The sequence below is a fragment of the Mucilaginibacter sp. genome, assembly GCF_025362475.1.
In the GTDB taxonomy this organism is placed as follows: domain Bacteria; phylum Bacteroidota; class Bacteroidia; order Sphingobacteriales; family Sphingobacteriaceae; genus Mucilaginibacter.
The window spans coordinates 1-15,470 of the sequence record NZ_JANYGH010000015.1; the positions used below are offsets into that span (position 1 = coordinate 1).

General features: G+C 41.5%; 12 protein-coding genes. 1 reads left to right on the forward strand and 11 read right to left on the reverse strand.

All coding sequences use genetic code 11. The features are described 5' to 3' along the window. Positions 1-204 precede the first annotated feature (204 nt). The 6 genes from lepB to Q0R88_RS05665 all read right to left on the reverse strand — a co-directional run bounded on the left by lepB (position 205) and on the right by Q0R88_RS05665 (position 5,897). Positions 205-1,656: a signal peptidase I gene (gene lepB, locus Q0R88_RS05640; RefSeq protein ID WP_295713461.1), complete on the reverse strand. Its 1,452-nt coding sequence runs from the start codon at positions 1,654-1,656 to the stop codon at positions 205-207. A 16-nt stretch (positions 1,657-1,672) separates the two neighbouring features. Next, complete coding sequence (gene dapB / locus Q0R88_RS05645) at positions 1,673-2,422, reverse strand: 4-hydroxy-tetrahydrodipicolinate reductase (protein ID WP_295713464.1); 750 nt, start codon at positions 2,420-2,422, stop codon at positions 1,673-1,675. 43 nt (positions 2,423-2,465) lie between these two features. Next, positions 2,466-3,116: a DUF5683 domain-containing protein gene (locus tag Q0R88_RS05650; protein ID WP_295713467.1), complete on the reverse strand. Its 651-nt coding sequence runs from the start codon at positions 3,114-3,116 to the stop codon at positions 2,466-2,468. Positions 3,117-3,197: 81 nt separating this feature from the next. After that, the gene (locus Q0R88_RS05655) at positions 3,198-3,905 is read right to left on the reverse strand and encodes a DUF5683 domain-containing protein (RefSeq protein WP_295713469.1); all 708 of its coding nucleotides are present in this window, start codon (positions 3,903-3,905) and stop codon (positions 3,198-3,200) included. A 261-nt stretch (positions 3,906-4,166) separates the two neighbouring features. After that, the gene (locus Q0R88_RS05660) at positions 4,167-5,090 is read right to left on the reverse strand and encodes a ParB/RepB/Spo0J family partition protein (protein ID WP_295713472.1); all 924 of its coding nucleotides are present in this window, start codon (positions 5,088-5,090) and stop codon (positions 4,167-4,169) included. Between the two features lie 3 nt (positions 5,091-5,093). Then, positions 5,094-5,897 carry an AAA family ATPase gene (locus Q0R88_RS05665; RefSeq protein ID WP_295713475.1) on the reverse strand — a complete coding sequence of 268 codons (804 nt, stop codon included), beginning with the start codon at positions 5,895-5,897 and terminating at the stop codon, positions 5,094-5,096. A 287-nt stretch (positions 5,898-6,184) separates the two neighbouring features. On the opposite strand from Q0R88_RS05665, the gene Q0R88_RS05670 reads away from it, so the two are divergent. After that, on the forward strand, positions 6,185-6,706 hold the full coding sequence (locus tag Q0R88_RS05670; RefSeq protein WP_295713478.1) for an NADPH-dependent FMN reductase: 522 nt from the start codon (positions 6,185-6,187) through the stop codon (positions 6,704-6,706). Positions 6,707-6,736: 30 nt separating this feature from the next. On the opposite strand, the gene Q0R88_RS05675 is transcribed toward Q0R88_RS05670, so the two are convergent. The 5 genes from Q0R88_RS05675 to secA form a co-directional block, all read right to left on the reverse strand. Further along, positions 6,737-8,704, reverse strand: a complete 1,968-nt coding sequence (locus Q0R88_RS05675) for a gliding motility-associated C-terminal domain-containing protein (protein WP_295713481.1) — start codon at positions 8,702-8,704, stop codon at positions 6,737-6,739. 229 nt (positions 8,705-8,933) lie between these two features. After that, entirely contained in the window at positions 8,934-9,860 is a 927-nt protein-coding gene (locus Q0R88_RS05680; protein ID WP_295713484.1) for a hypothetical protein, read from the reverse strand. A 296-nt stretch (positions 9,861-10,156) separates the two neighbouring features. Beyond that, positions 10,157-11,341: a M20 family metallopeptidase gene (locus Q0R88_RS05685; RefSeq protein ID WP_295713536.1), complete on the reverse strand. Its 1,185-nt coding sequence runs from the start codon at positions 11,339-11,341 to the stop codon at positions 10,157-10,159. Further along, complete coding sequence (locus Q0R88_RS05690) at positions 11,334-11,798, reverse strand: SPOR domain-containing protein (protein WP_295713487.1); 465 nt, start codon at positions 11,796-11,798, stop codon at positions 11,334-11,336. Before Q0R88_RS05690 ends, Q0R88_RS05685 begins: the two co-directional genes overlap by 8 nt. Positions 11,799-11,961: 163 nt before the next feature. Beyond that, positions 11,962-15,270, reverse strand: a complete 3,309-nt coding sequence (gene secA, locus Q0R88_RS05695; protein ID WP_295713489.1) for a preprotein translocase subunit SecA — start codon at positions 15,268-15,270, stop codon at positions 11,962-11,964. Positions 15,271-15,470 lie beyond the last annotated feature (200 nt).

The following is a 15,470-nucleotide window of genomic DNA, read 5'->3' on the forward strand; positions in this document are numbered from 1 at the left end:
TCAAATATCTTGTTTATTATAACTGGGAACGGCCACATCAGGGCATCAATGGTAAAAAACCTATCGATATGGTCACCCTAAACAACAAATAAAAATACCTGATTCTGTTACCGAATTACTAAACCCTTACAGCAATGACGGTCGGGCTTCCGTCATCTGCACATTTGAAATTTGAAATCTGCACATCTGAAATCCCCACATCTATTAATTAATCCAGCTCATTACCCGGTTCCATCTAATTTTATCGGCAAATGGTGATGTTTCATCCCAGCTCATCCACACAAACAAGGCTTTACCTACGATATGATCCTCTGGCACAAAGCCCCAAAAACGTGAATCTAATGAATTGTGGCGGTTATCCCCCATCATCCAATAATAGTTCATTTTAAAAGTATAGCTATTAGTTTTTTTACCGTTTATGCTAATGTTATTCCCGTTTACCTGCAGTTTATTATTTTCATATACCTCTATGGCCCGGCGATAGATTGGCAACGTAAAAGTATCCAACCTCACTGTCCAGCCCTTTTTTGGAACTATAATTGGGCCAAGGTTATCAACATTCCACCGTTGATTGGCATCATGCGGAAATACCTCGGGATCATAAACGCCCCTAAATTGTATATCGGGCCGGATGTATTTGACATGGGGAACTTTTTTTAAAGCACTTGCCGACTGCTTTGACATGTTCATCATGTAATCAACATTAGTAAATGCCTGGATATCTGACAAGTGAAGATCATATTGCAATTTGGGACTGATGGCATTGCTATCAATATTAACCATGTATTGCATTTGGCCATGCGGCGGAGTAATAACAGGTTTGCCGTTCACATATACCTGTGCGCTAATTAAGCTAATTGTATCGCCGGCAACTGCCTGGCAACGCTTAATATAGTTTTCCTGTTTATCAACAGGTCTGTAATAAGGCGAATCTGCATCCATTGGATAATTAAAAACAACCACATCCCCCTTTTTTACCTCACTTAATCCTGGCAGCCTCAGGTAGGGCAGCTTTAAACCATCCCAGTAGGATTTTGTGCCTATATATGGCATCTTATTGTGCGCAAACGGGAACGACACCGGCGTCATGGGCAGGCGGGCTCCATAATTAAACTTACTTACAAAAAGGTAATCGCCAATCATAAGCGAACCTTCCATTGATGCAGACGGAATAGTGTAGGCTTCTATAAAAAACAGGCGAATGATGGTTGCCGCCAATACAGCAAAAAAGATAGCTTCTGACCACTCCCTTACCGATGATCTGCGTATAATGGGCTGATATTTCTCATGAAAATCATCACTTGCAGACTGACCCAGGTAATGGGTATTTTTATCAAAACCCCAAATTGGCAAAAAAACAAACGGCAAAATGATAGCTCCCGCAATATGGGTCATTTTTGTTTTACCAAATGATTTTATAAAATCGATAATTATACCCACCCCAATGATGATATATATCCCGGGGATGAAACATAGCAAAAGCCACCATAAGGGCCTGCCGCTAAGCTTCAACATCATATAGGTGCTGTAAATGGGTATTAGTGCCTCCCAGCCGGGTCGTCCTGCTTTTTGAAATAGTTTCCAAAGGCCAACATGCACTAATATTAATAAAGGGGCTAATATGGTATAAACCCCGATATAACCAGCTATTTCCATTTACTGCAGATGGAAATTAACTTTTAAAATCAAACATGGCCTCAACCGAATAAAATCCTTTTTTATTATGAATCCACTCGGCAGCAAGCACGGCGCCAAGGGCAAAACCGTTACGGTTATGGGCGGTATGCTTAAATTCAATGGTATCAACTTCGGAATCATAAATTACGGTATGCGTGCCGGGCACACTGTCAATCCGCATAGATTCTATCAACAGCTGATCTGGCTGAACATTTTCGTCGTCGTCACTATCATCGGTAGTTAAAACATTAACCCAATCTGATTTAGATTCCAGGTTATCAATGATCCCTTCGGCAATGGTTATTGCTGTTCCGCTTGGGGCATCCATTTTTTGAACGTGGTGAATTTCTTCAACCTGTACGTCATAATAAGGATAGTTATTCATCACTTTGGCAAGCATCCGGTTAATGTGGAAAAAAATATTAACCCCCACACTAAAGTTAGTAGCGTACATTAATGAATTGTTACCCGCTTCGCATTGCTGCTTCACCTGGTCCATTTTATCATACCAACCGGTAGTGCCTACCACAATAGGTACACCGGCATTAAAGCAATGCTCAATATTGCCCAACACAGATGCGGGCATAGTGAACTCGATTACAGCATCGGCCTTTTGAAGGTTTTCGGCAGTAAGCTCATGCAGGTTTTGATGATCAATGGTTAAAACAATTTCATGCTTGCGGCTAATGGCGATCTTTTCTATGATCTTGCCCATTTTTCCATAGCCAAGTAACGCTATCTTCATTTTTAATATTTATTGAATTAACAGCTAAGATATAAATGTGCCGTTAAAACGTAAAGGTAACTTTTATACCCGGAATATAGGAACCAAACGAACTTTGGGCATAAACCGGCTGGTTGATAACACTTGGTGTAACCCGGATAGCAAAATTATTATCAACCGTATATGCATTTATGAATTTTGCATCAATATAGGCATCAATAGTTTGTATTCCCCAGGCACCTAAAATACCCAATATACTTAAATCGCGGTTACGGCGGTAGCCATCAAGCGCATCATATATATTTTGTGCAGGCACGCCTGCGGCCGTATACGCCTTATACTCTGCATAATATTTGTCGGTAACTTTTGGTGTTACGCCATTTTTATAATAATGTGCCAGTACATTAAACTGATTATAATATCCCTGGTTAAATATCACTGCCGAAGCCAGCAATCCAATCCCTCCGTAAACAATTGGAACTTTCCACCAGCGGTGATTGTACAGCTGCCCCCAACCAGGTATCATCAGCGAATGCATCACAGCCTTATGTGGGCTATGGGTACTATCGGGATGATACTCCTTCTCCTTTTTTATAGCCGGCGCAAATGAACCCGGAGCTGTTCCGGTTGCCTTTTTAAAAGTATCTTTTTTAGCTACCGATGCAGTATCTGCCTTTTGCTGCGCTTTAACAGAAAAGGCACACGCCGTTAACATCCCAATAATTAACAAATATCTATACATTCTTTTTATAAAAAATAATAAAGCACTAACGCCACGCTATACAGCGCGTCATTTTTATCTTATTGCAAAGGTAATTTTTATACCCGGATTAAAAGAGCCCCTATGGCTTACTCCATACACCTGCTCGACAAGTACATCACTAACTGGTTTAACCGCCAAATTATTATCAATAGAAAATGTATTTATAAATTTGGCATCAATATAAGCATCAATAGCATTAATCGCCCACATGGCGGCTACGCCTAAAGTACAAATATCGCGGTTACGGCGCCAGCTTTCGGCCAAATCGCCCACTTCCTTATCAGAAAATCCCTGGTAGTATCCGTACTCGGTTTTATACTTTACATATAAAGCGTGGTTAGGATTTTGTGGCGATGTTAACGCGGCCGAATAGAGGTAATGCTTTAACCTGTACACCGCAATTAGCTGTGCATAGTTTTTTTGATTATATATCACAGCCGATCCCAAAAATCCCAAACCACCATAAACAATGGGTATTTTCCACCATCGATGATTATATAGCTGCCCCAAACCCGGTAACATTAACGAGCGAACTACAGCGGCATGTGACTTGTGCAGACTATCGGGATAATATTTTTTCTCTTTTCCTGCAGATAACCCAAAGGAGCCGGGCGCTACTTCATTCTTGTTCTTAAATGCATCTTTTGAACTTAAAGATAACCTATGCAAATAAGGGGATTGCGCTTTAACAGTAAAAGTAATAATTGTGATAAACCCAATAACCAATGGATATTTATACATAAGGCAGGTAAATTATAAAATAAGCGTCAACAGGAATTTAGCCTGTTGAATAACCATAAACTGATTTGGCGGCCTATTATTATACCTGGGGTAGTATTATATAAACATATAAAAACAACGGTGATAAAAACATGGCCGATCTGCTCAAAGCCAGTGCATGGGTGTAGTTCTACGGGTAAAGACAACCCCATTATCACAAATTAAAAAGGCCGCATCATGTTATTTATGATACGGCCAATTATATAAGGATATTGTTAACTTTTACCAATCCAGCATCTCGAGGATACGGCCCAGGTCATCTTCTGAAAGAAAGGGAATTTCGATAACTCCATTACCTTTGTTGCCTACTTTAAGTGTTACCCTTGTGCTAAACTTTGAAGCCAAGTCGTCCTGAATTTTTTGTAGCTGATATGATACCGGCTCGGGTTGCTTGCCCTCTTTTTTTACCGGCGCCTTTTGCATATCACGAACCAACTCTTCTACCTTACGAACAGATAAACCTTGTTGAATAATATGCTGATGTAAATATAGTTGCTTGGCAGGATCATCAATATTTATAAGCGCCTTGGCATGGCCCATACTAAGCGCGCCATCGCGGATTGATGCCTGGATACTTGGTGGCAATTTTAGTAAACGCAAATAATTGGTAACTGTCGAACGGTTTTTGCTCACCCTGTCGCCAAGTTCTTCCTGTTTAAGGTTACACTCCTCAATCATCCGTTGAAAACTCAGGGCCACCTCAATAGCATTCAGATTTTCGCGCTGAATATTTTCTATCAATGCCATTTCCAGCATTTGCTGATCATTGGCAGTACGCACATAAGCAGGTACCTGGGTTAGCCCAGCCAGTTTTGATGCCCTAAAACGACGTTCGCCCGATATTAGCTGGTATTTATGCGCATTAATGCGCCTTACAGTTATTGGCTGTATCAATCCCTGCAATTTGATGGAATCGGCAAGCTCATTAAGCGCCTGCTCATCAAAATCAGTACGTGGCTGAAAGGGATTAACCTCAATTTCACTCAGGCGAATCTCATTAACTGAACCCAGGCTATTAACCTCGGCAGCTGATGTTGATGCTTCCTGCTGTTCTTTATTTTTATTTTGGTAGGGTTGTACGTTTACAGAGTCATTCAACAGCGCACTTAATCCTTTGCCCAGGGCATTTCTTCTTTCATTACTCATCTACTATACTGTTGCTGTTGCCGTTACTGTTTCGCTTTTTACAAGACCATTCTTTTGAATAATTTCGCGGGCCAGATTTAAATAATTAATTGCCCCCTTACAGGTGGCATCATGCATAATAACCGATACGCCAAAGCTTGGCGCTTCGCTTAAACGGGTGTTACGCTGTATAATGGTATCAAAAACCATATCCTCAAAATGTGTTTTCACCTCATCAACCACCTGGTTGCTCAGGCGTAAACGCACATCATACATGGTTAACAAAATACCCTCAATCTCCAGTTGCGGGTTAAGGCGCGACTGAACTATTTTAATAGTGTTTAACAACTTACCCAATCCTTCTAATGCAAAATACTCGCATTGTACAGGTATAATTACCGAATCGGCAGCGGTTAAGGCATTAATGGTGATTAAACCTAATGAAGGCGAGCAATCAATAATGATAAAATCATATTCATTACGCACCGCTTCAAAAACCTGCTTCATTTTGTATTCGCGGCCGCTCAGGTTAATCATTTCTATCTCGGCACCTACCAGGTCAATATGAGCAGGCAGCAGATCGAGGTTTGGAGTTTCGGTTTTTTGGATAGCCTCATGAGGATCAACCTGGTTGATGATACACTCATAAATACTATTCTTTATATTACGGGGATCAAAACCTATCCCTGATGTGGAATTTGCCTGTGGATCGGCATCAACCAATAGTGTTTTAAAATCTAATACGGCCAAACTTGCAGCCAGATTTATAGATGATGTAGTTTTCCCTACGCCACCTTTCTGGTTGGCTAAAGCAATAATTTTACTCATTCTATATGTTCAAAATTTGATATTACAATGATTTATAGTAACGTAAAGTAGCTTCAGAAATTTCTACTTTCGTAAAGTTTTTATCCCGTGATAAAGATACGAAATTAAACAATTAGGAAATCCACAGGTTTAGTCAATTTACAAACATATTCGTTTAATTAGTGAATTAATGATAGCGTGAATTAGTGATTTGCTTAAGCACTGATAATTAAGGATTAAGCTATTATAAATTCATTCAAATTCAAAAATACTAACTCGCTAATTCACTAACTCACTAATTAAAAAGAATGATAACCATCATAGCATCAACCAACAGACCGGGCAGTTCAACACTAAAAATGGCTAAATATTACCAGGAGCAATTGCAGGAAAAGGGGGTTGAAGCTAATTTATTATCGTTAGAAAATTTACCACCAAACCTGTTACAAACAGATCTGTATGGTAAAAGAAGCCCTGAATTTTCCGAAATTCAAAAGCTGATAACTGACACTGATAAGTTTTTATTTATAATACCTGAATATAACGGCAGCTATCCCGGTGTGCTTAAGGTATTTATTGATGCCTGCGATTTCCCCGAAAGCTTCTATGATAAAAAGGCAGCATTGGTAGGTGTATCATCAGGCAAGTACGGTAACATCCGCGGGATAGATCATTTTACAGGTGTTTGTCATTATGTACACCTTAACGTGATGCCTCTAAAACTGCATATATCAGCCATCCACAAGGAATTTGACAAAAACGGCCAGCTTTTACATGCTGATACATTGAAGTTTACCGATGAGCAAATAGACAAGTTTATTAAGTTTTGATCATTCGCTCTTACTCCATAAATATCTTCCTTAATTAACAATTAATACCCACCCGGTTAGCTTTGGCGAGCCTAATTTAAGATCGATAATATAGTAATACGTACCCGAGGGTAGCTTGGCACCGTTGTAAGTACCTTTCCAGGGTTTGTCATAACCAATACTTTTAAATACCTGCTGCCCGTAACGGTTAAATACGGTAAGTAAACTTTGGGGGTAAGTTACCAGCGCTTCAATATCCCAAAAATCATTATAACCATCTCCATTTGGAGAAAACGCGTTGGGTATAACAATCTTGTGATAAACCTTTACAAAAACACTGCTGGTAGCTTCACCACAATTTTGCGCCGAACTCACTGTAAGGAGATAGGTGATATCATCACCGGGAGTGGCAATGGGGTTAAGCACATGCGGATCACTAAGCCCGGTTGCAGGCGTCCAATTAAAAATATTGGCATTTTGGGCTGCTCCGTTTAACATTACCGATTGGCCCTCAAATATTTTCTTGTCAGCTCCGGCATCGGCCGATGGATTTCCTAATACATTTACTGTTACCGTTTTGGTATCTGAACAATCATTAGCATTGCGTACTGTAACCGCATAAGTAGTCGTTTCGATTGGGTTTGCAACCGGATTACTGGATGCGGGGTCAGACAAACCGGCCGCAGGGCTCCAACTGTAACTTGTAGCTCCCGGCGCCGAAGCGCTTATGGTAACCGAATTTCCTTTGCAAACAGTTGCTGTATTGCTTACCGTAATTACCGGCTTTAAATTAACAGTAACCGGAAATGTGTTTGAAGAAGAAGTACAACCACTCGCTGATGTTACATCAACCGAATAATTACCCTGAATTGCAGGTGTAATATTTTCAAGTTGCAGTGGGTTCTGATTTTTGTTAACCTGGGTTATGCCAGGCCCATGCCATTCATAAACTACCCCTCCTGTCGCGTTAAGTGTTAAGGCACCTCCTTCGCATGCAGCAGCAGGCTCCATATGTGGCACCACCGGCTTAGGATTTACTGTAATGGTAAGCGGCTCGGAATAAGTACGGCATGTTAGCGAATTTATGTTTTCTGCTTCGGCAGCAGCAATTCTGTATTGATAACTGCCGACCGGCATATCCGGGGTAGTTGTAAACTTCAAAATATTGCTGGTTTCATTTGATAGATCTGCCCACGTCCCTCCATCAACCCTCCGTTGCCATTGCCTGCGGACATCATCATAACCTTCGCCTATCTGTGCAACTAAATCATAGGCATGAGTTTCTCCTATACATATATTTTGTGGCGCGGTTGCGGTTATACTATTAAACCCCAATTGAATGACCGGACCACAAGCCCTGAATGCAATATCATCCAGCAGCAAATCATTGCCATTTCCGCCGGGGGCCTGGTTCTCTATTTTTAATACTACCTTATCTATATTACCGGGAGTTGCAAAAGTCACACTACATTTTACCCATTCAGGTGTTGTTGTGGGGTCAATAGTTTTGGTAATGGTAGCTAAAGGAGCTCCAGTTATTGTTTCAATGGTAAACTTTAATTTGGGTTGATTGGCGCCACCGCTTGCCGCCGGGGTAAGCAAATTAAGCACATATGCCGAAAACTCATAGGTAGTTTTTTGGCACAAGGGAACATCGGTTACCTGTTTAAAAAACTCACTGGCGTCATATGATGCATTAATAAACATCATATAACCATTAGGATCGCCTGTATGATCTTGAGGAACCGAAAACCAGTTCCCGGGAATACAATTTGAGCCACCATTTTTCACATCTGTGCTGTTTACAATAGTATAAAAATTATCATCTGGACAACCTGCTACATAAAGCATGGTAGAATAAGGCGACGGCGGACCAAAGTTTGCTCCCGCACCAAAAGTTACATTAATAACAGGATCGCCCAGACTGCCTTTACAGATTACGGGATCTTGCGCTTTAACACGATTAAGCGCCATTGCAAATAGAAGCAGCAATAATAATTTTAGGGTATAAGACCGCATTAATAGATTTAGCTTGAAACGCTATCTTCCAAAAGTATATTTTTTTATTGATGGATAGGATATAATTAACGCACAATTACATCACATCCAAATACTTAAAAGCAGTTTGCTGCCAAAACCAACTACGGCCTAAAAAAATTAATTAACAGAAGAAACCGGCTAAATTAAAAAGAAATTCTATCTGAAAAAACGATACGACTGCAGGGCAATCACAGCTATAAGGCGTCCCTTACTCCTTCTCATAACCCTTATGCACAATTAAAAAGCTGGCGCGTTCTTCTTTGTGGAAAGGGATATTCCAGTTGCCCTGGTAAGTGATTTTGATGGGCAGCAACTGGCCATTAAAATTATTAAGCTCGATGTTCATCTGCACATTAAAATCAAAGAACATATTGCTGAATTTCATATCAATGTAACGCCCAAGAATTTCGAAGGTGCGCTCATCAAAAATGGTGGTCATCTCCTTAATCATGGTGTCCCCATCTGATGTGCTTGGCTTGCATCTCACTTTAAAGCGATAAACGGGAATGGTATCCAGGTACTTCCCACGGGCAAACTCATAAAAGTAAAATTCGCGCATGTCTTTGGAAAAGATCTCTGTTTTGCTCCCAATAAAAGGAATCCCCTTAACCTTGCGACCGGGGGTGAATATCAGTGTCTTTAATTTATCCTTATAGCTTTCGTTTTTCCCGCCGGTGCCGGGTAGTTCATCGCCCTTCACAAAATCGGAGTTGTAGGCGTTCTGGAAAATAAAGTCGAACATTTCTACCGTGTACAACTGGTACTTGCCATTCTTTTTATAAACAGAGCCACTATCCTGCTTAGCAAAATATTCTATTTTATGCTGACCAACAACATTACTGTGGCGAAGCTTTCGATAAACCTTGCCATCAACTTTATTTTTTTTATCATAAGTATAAATGCGATTCTCGGCAGTAAAAGCATAGGCCTTCATATTCTGAAAAGCCTTGTAAAAACTGGTATCGGCCATTACCGCGTCTATAAAATCCTGTGCACTAAGCTTATGCGAACGAATATCAACCAATGAGTCGATAACGATGGTACGGATGGTATCTGGATTAAAGCGTTGTATTTGCTGGGAGAAGGCAAAACTGCTAACAATAGTAAATCCTACAACTAATAATAATTTCTTCATCACACTATTAACATTTTATCTAAGGGAACAGTTACGATTATTCCCATGTTATTGCGTAGAACCCCAGACTTACGAAGTTTTTAAAACTTCGTAAGTCTTTCGCCGCTTGCCATTTCCTCTTCCAAGCCCCCTGAATTTTATCAATCCCCATGACGTTTTTTCGAAAAACCTTTTGTCATCCTGAACGATAGTGAAGGATCTGTTATTCGCCATGCCTCTTCGCCCTGTAAAGTATGGAATAGATCCTTCGTTCCTCAGGATGACAAATCTTTTACTTTTTCGCCCTTTATCTATTTCTAATTCCCTAACTGTTTAATGGCCAGGTAAGCCATTAGCCCGGTGCTTATTTTAAACGCGTCTTCTTCCACATCAAAGGTGGGTGTATGTACCGATGAGGTAATACCACGGGCTTCGTTACGGGTTCCCAGGCGATAAAAACAGCTATCTGCTGCCTGCGAGTAATAGGCAAAATCTTCAGCGGCCATCCAAATGTCAAGATCAAGTACGTTCTCTTTACCTAAGTAATCCTCAGCGTGGCCACGTGTAGCGTGGGTAAGCACTTCTTCGTTGATCAGGAACGGGTAACCGCGCATAATATTAAATTCGCAGCTGCCGCCCATACTTTCTGCCATGCCTTCGGCCATTTTTTTCATGCGTTTATGGGCTTCTTCGCGCCATTTTTCATCCATGGTACGGAAGGTACCTTCCAGGTAAACCTCGTTAGGGATCACATTGGTGGCACCATTAGCTATTACTTTACCAAAAGACAATACCGAAGGGCTCTTAGGATCAGCAAAACGGCTCACTACCTGCTGCAGCGCGGTTAATATGTGGGCAGTGATAATAACAGGGTCTATATTTTGTTGAGGCTGGGCACCGTGGCCGCCTTTACCTTTAACGGTAACATATATTTCATCTGTTGACGCCATGTATTTACCGGCACGAAAACCCACCTTACCGGCTTCAATCAAAGGCATTACATGCTGCCCTAATACGGCCTGTGGTTTTGGATTTTCCAATACACCTTCTTTAATCATGATGCTTGCACCACCGGGAAGTTTCTCTTCGGCTGGTTGAAATATCAACTTAACGGTTCCGCCAAACTGACTTTTCAATTCGGTTAAAATACGGGCCGTACCTAATAGAGATGACGTATGCGCATCATGGCCACAAGCGTGCATTACGCCTATATTTTTTGATTTATAGGGCACATCATTAGCTTCTGTAATAGGCAAAGCGTCCATATCGGCACGCAGGGCCACTACCCTATCAGATGGCAGGTCGCCTTTTATCAGGGCTACCAAACCGGTATCGGCCATTTTTTGATACTCCAAACCCAGTTCTTCCAACTTGCCGGCCACAAAACCAGAAGTTTGTTGTTCATGAAAGGAAAGCTCGGGATTGGCATGCAGGTGGCGGCGGTTGGCTACCACATCATCAAATATTTTTTGTGATAAATCCTGTATTTTTTCTTTAATCATCGTTGGCATCAGCTTTAGGTAGATTTATTTTTTCGGATATGATGAACAGACTCGAAAACGAGGCTCTGAGTTCCTGCATCAGTTTTTGGGCTTCCAGGCGGGTCCTGAAATCACCTGCACGAACTTTAAAATTGGGTTCGCTATAAAGAATATAGGTGCGCAGTTCGGGATATTCGCGTTGCAGCCTGGCCTGGGCACTGTAAGCTTCCTGCCTGCTGGATCCGCTAAAGAACTGTACCCGGTAACCATACGATGATGACACTCCCGGTGCAATCCCGGTTTCTTTATTTAAAGTAAAGCGTTTGGCTATCAGTGTATCAACCAATGGGTCTTTAACTACTTCAACCTTGCCACGGGTTTGGGCAAAGGTTTTGGTTGAGGCAATTATCAGCACAAAAAAAAAGCAGTATTTGATGAGGGCTGATTTAGCTTTATGATCAAATACTGCTTTTTTCATTTTGGTAATTATCTTATAAAAACACCGTCATGCCGAACTTGTTTCGGCATCCCATATGCAAGGTATACAACTTGAAGTCGACCTTTCTTATGGGATCCTGAAACAAGTTCAGGATGACCTTCTTTTATTTTTCCTCCTCCCCTTAAGGGGAGGCCGGGTGGGGCTAATTCTGCCCTACGCCATGGCAGTTTTTAAACTTTTTGCCACTACCGCAAGGGCAAGGATCATTACGACCTATCTTTTGCTCAACCCTTACAGGTGTAGCTTTCTGCTGGTCGCGAAAATCATCCATAGGGATACCGTTAACTTCGTTAACAAGCTCAGCTTTGGTGGTTTTCATTTTACGCAAATCAAGCTTAGGCTCTGGTTTCGCTTCCCTGATCTCTTCAGCTTGTTGCTGAACCGGGATACCTCCCCTGAAAAGGAAACTCACTATTTCTTTATTCACATTGGCCAACATGCCACGGAACAATTCAAAAGCCTCAAACTTGTAAACCAACAATGGATCCTTCTGCTCATAAACCGCGTTCTGTACAGATTGTTTTAACTCATCCATCTCGCGTAAATGCTCTTTCCAGGCATCATCAATCAGGTACAGGGTAACGTTCTTTTCAAAAGATTTGAACACTTCATGACCGTGGTTGTCAATCGCCTTTTTAAGCGGAACAGAAACCTGGATACCATGAATGCCATCGCTGAAAGGAACCACAATGTTTTCTACGTATTGACCACGGGTATCATATACATCTTTTAATACCGGGTAAGCCTGTGCAGAAACGGCGTCGCCTTTACGTTTGTAAAAATCCATCACCGTTTGGAAGGTATGATCAACCAACGCGTTAATAGAGTTTGCAGCAAACTTATCAGCATCAATCTCCACATCAACAGAGAACAGCCGAATCATCTCTAAAGTGAAACCTTCGTAATTGTTAGCCTCTTTATATTCGGTGGTGATATCTTCAACTACATCAAAAATGGTATTGCTCAAATCAACATCCAAACGTTCGCCAAACAAAGCATTTTTACGTTTAGTGTAAACAACGGTACGCTGTGAGTTCATCACATCATCATACTCCAGCAAACGTTTACGAATACCAAAGTTATTCTCTTCTACTTTTTTCTGCGCGCGTTCAATTGATTTAGAGATCATGGAGTGCTGAATAACTTCGCCCTCCTCAATACCCATACGTACCATCAGGTTTGAGATCCGCTCTGATCCAAATAAACGCATCAGGTTATCCTCCAACGATACAAAGAACTGTGAAGAACCCGGATCACCCTGCCTACCGGCACGACCGCGTAACTGCCTGTCAACACGGCGCGACTCATGGCGCTCTGTACCTACAATGGCCAAACCACCGGCTGCCTGAACTCCGGCACCCAATTTAATATCCGTACCACGACCAGCCATGTTGGTGGCAATGGTTACTGTGCCCGACTGACCAGCTTCGGCCACAATATCGGCCTCCTTCTGGTGCATTTTCGCATTCAGTACGTTATGTTTAATGCCGCGCAGTTTAAGCATACGGCTCAATAATTCAGAAATTTCTACCGATGTAGTACCCACCAATACCGGGCGACCGGCCTGTGTTAATTTTACAATCTCATCGGCAACAGCATTATATTTTTCGCGGATGGTACGGTATACTAAATCCTGCCTGTCTTCGCGGCTTGCAGGGGTATTGGTTGGTATCTCTACCACATCCAGCTTGTATATTTCCCAAAACTCACCGGCTTCGGTAACGGCAGTACCCGTCATACCACAAAGCTTGTGGTACATCCTGAAGTAGTTTTGCAGGGTAACTGTCGCGAATGTTTGTGTTGCATCCTCAACCTTTACATTTTCTTTGGCCTCAATAGCCTGGTGCAACCCATCAGAGTAACGGCGGCCATCCAATACACGGCCTGTTTGCTCATCTACAATTTTCACTTTGCCTTCGTCCAAAATGTATTCGGTATCCTTTTCAAATAAGGTATAAGCCTTCAACAATTGGTTAACAGAGTGGATACGTTCAGATTTGATAGAGAAATCACGCATCAGTTCATCCTTGCGGGCAATTTTCTCTTCGGTGCTCAGGTTTGATTTTTCGATCTCGGCAATTTCGGTACCTACATCAGGCATTACAAAAAAGTGAGGATCCTCGCCAGATGAAGTAATCAATTCGATACCTTTTTCGGCAAGTTCAACCTGGTTGTTTTTTTCGTCGATAACAAAAAACAGTTCAGCATCTACCTTAGGCATATCCTTGCCCTGATCCTGCATGTAGTGATTCTCTACCTTTTGCAGGGTGCTCCTGTTACCGCCTTCACTTAAAAATTTAATAAGCGCTTTGCTTTTAGGTAAACCCCTGTAAGCACGCAATAATGCTAAACCACCGCCGTCAACATCGGCATTACCGTCGTTAATCGCTTTTTTGGCTTCATTTAATACGCTGTTTACATAAGCTTTTTGCGCGTTAACCAAACGTTCTATGCGTGGTTTCAACTCATAAAACTCATGCTCATCGCCACGAGGGATAGGACCAGATATAATTAAAGGTGTACGGGCATCATCAATTAAAACTGAATCGACCTCATCCACCATTGCATAGTGTAGTTTACGCTGAACAAGTTCTTCTGGGCTACGTGTCATATTGTCACGCAGGTAATCAAAACCAAACTCGTTGTTAGTGCCAAAAGTAATATCGGCAAGGTAAGCGGCACGGCGTTCCTCAGAATTTGGCTCATGTTTATCAATACAATCAACAGATAAACCATGAAACTCATATAAAGGCCCCATCCACTCACTATCCCTGCGGGCCAGGTAATCATTCACAGTTACAATGTGTACACCCTGACCAGCCAGGGCATTAAGGTATGCAGGCAGCGTGGCTACCAGCGTTTTACCTTCACCTGTTGCCATTTCAGATATCTTACCCTGGTGCAAAACGATACCACCTATAAGCTGTACATCGTAATGAACCATATTCCAGGTCATTTCATTACCGGCAGCAAGCCAGGTATTATGATGAATGGCTTTATCGCCCTTGATCAACACATTATTTTTACGCGCGGCAAGGTTACGATCAAACTCCGTTGCGGTAACTTCAATAGTTTTATTTTCAGAAAAACGCCTGGCAGTTTCTTTTACAACTGCAAACGCTTCTGGTAATATATTGATCAATATATCTTCAAGTTCCTTATTACGGTCTTTTTCCAGCTTATCAAGTTGAGTATATAGCTCAACTTTATCGGCAACGTCCATGTCAAGCTCGTTTTCTGTACGATCTTTTATGGCTTGGATCTCGCTATCGATGCCAGAAAGTCCTTCGGCGATAGTTTGTTTAAAACCTATTGTTTTAGCCCTAAGCTCATCATTACTGATGGTACCGAGTTTTGCAAATTCAGCCTTTACTTTTTCAACTATCGGCTTAATACTTTTTACATCCCGTTCTGATTTGCTTCCAAAAAGCTTACTGATAAAATCTAACATATTATTTTGATATAACCCTTCAAACTCAATAATTACGCCATAGCGACAATTAGAGTCATATTGACAGGCAAATGTACGGTTTTAGTTTTGAGTTTTAAGGGAAAACAAGGTGTTTTTAGGTGGTGATTGGGTACGGGGAGCTGGCTTTGAGGTAGTGATATTTTGTCTGACCCGGAATTTGTCGAATTACAGAATTATTT

Bases quoted from the DNA above. Each gene is read 5' to 3' on its own strand.
- lepB (WP_295713461.1), bottom strand. From the start codon at position 1,656: ATGGAAATAGCTGGTTATATCGGGGTTTATACCATATTAGCCCCTTTA.
- dapB (WP_295713464.1), bottom strand. From the start codon at position 2,422: ATGAAGATAGCGTTACTTGGCTATGGAAAAATGGGCAAGATCATAGAA.
- Q0R88_RS05650 (WP_295713467.1), bottom strand. From the start codon at position 3,116: ATGTTAACGGCGTGTGCCTTTTCTGTTAAAGCGCAGCAAAAGGCAGAT.
- Q0R88_RS05655 (WP_295713469.1), bottom strand. From the start codon at position 3,905: ATGTATAAATATCCATTGGTTATTGGGTTTATCACAATTATTACTTTT.
- Q0R88_RS05660 (WP_295713472.1), bottom strand. From the start codon at position 5,090: ATGAGTAATGAAAGAAGAAATGCCCTGGGCAAAGGATTAAGTGCGCTG.
- Q0R88_RS05665 (WP_295713475.1), bottom strand. From the start codon at position 5,897: ATGAGTAAAATTATTGCTTTAGCCAACCAGAAAGGTGGCGTAGGGAAA.
- Q0R88_RS05670 (WP_295713478.1), top strand. From the start codon at position 6,185: ATGATAACCATCATAGCATCAACCAACAGACCGGGCAGTTCAACACTA.
- Q0R88_RS05675 (WP_295713481.1), bottom strand. From the start codon at position 8,704: ATGCGGTCTTATACCCTAAAATTATTATTGCTGCTTCTATTTGCAATG.
- Q0R88_RS05680 (WP_295713484.1), bottom strand. From the start codon at position 9,860: ATGAAGAAATTATTATTAGTTGTAGGATTTACTATTGTTAGCAGTTTT.
- Q0R88_RS05685 (WP_295713536.1), bottom strand. From the start codon at position 11,341: ATGATTAAAGAAAAAATACAGGATTTATCACAAAAAATATTTGATGAT.
- Q0R88_RS05690 (WP_295713487.1), bottom strand. From the start codon at position 11,798: ATGAAAAAAGCAGTATTTGATCATAAAGCTAAATCAGCCCTCATCAAA.
- secA (WP_295713489.1), bottom strand. From the start codon at position 15,270: ATGTTAGATTTTATCAGTAAGCTTTTTGGAAGCAAATCAGAACGGGAT.